Raw genomic sequence first — 523 nt, 5'->3', positions numbered from 1 at the left:
GGCGCTGGCGCGGGCAGGGCTCGATGCGGATGCGAACACGCCGCTCGAAACGCTGTCGGGCGGCCAGCGCACCCGTGCGGGGCTGGCCGCGCTGATCTTCGCCGAGCCAGATTTCCTGATCCTCGACGAACCCACCAACAATCTCGACCGCGACGGCCGCCAGGCGGTGATCGACCTTCTCGCTGGCTGGCGAGGCGGCGCGATCATCGTTAGCCACGACCGCGAACTGCTCGAAACCGTCGATGCGATCGTCGAACTGACCTCGCTCGGTGCCACCCGTTATGGCGGCAACTGGAGCCGATACGTCGAGCGCAAGGCGCTGGAACTGGCCGCTGCCGAGCACGATCTCGCTGACGCCGAAAAGCGGATGGCGGAGGTCAGCCGCACGGCGCAGGAAACCACCGAGCGCAAGGCGCGCAAGGACAGCACGGGCAAGAAGAAGGCCGCGCGGGGCGACATGCCGCGCATCGTCGCCGGCGGCATGAAGCGGCGGGCGGAAAACACCAGCGGCGACAATGCCCGG

1 protein-coding gene is annotated in these 523 nt (G+C 68.6%); it reads left to right on the top strand.

The genetic code is table 11. The features are described 5' to 3' along the window. The coding region (locus tag MOV61_RS30200; RefSeq protein WP_247139214.1) for an ATP-binding cassette domain-containing protein at positions 1–523 on the top strand (523 nt) is incomplete at both ends.

This window comes from Neorhizobium sp. BETTINA12A (assembly GCF_023006485.1).
GTDB lineage: Bacteria > Pseudomonadota > Alphaproteobacteria > Rhizobiales > Rhizobiaceae > Neorhizobium.
Note: the sequence above shows the minus strand (reverse complement) of the source record. Positions and strands in the feature narration are given on the sequence as shown.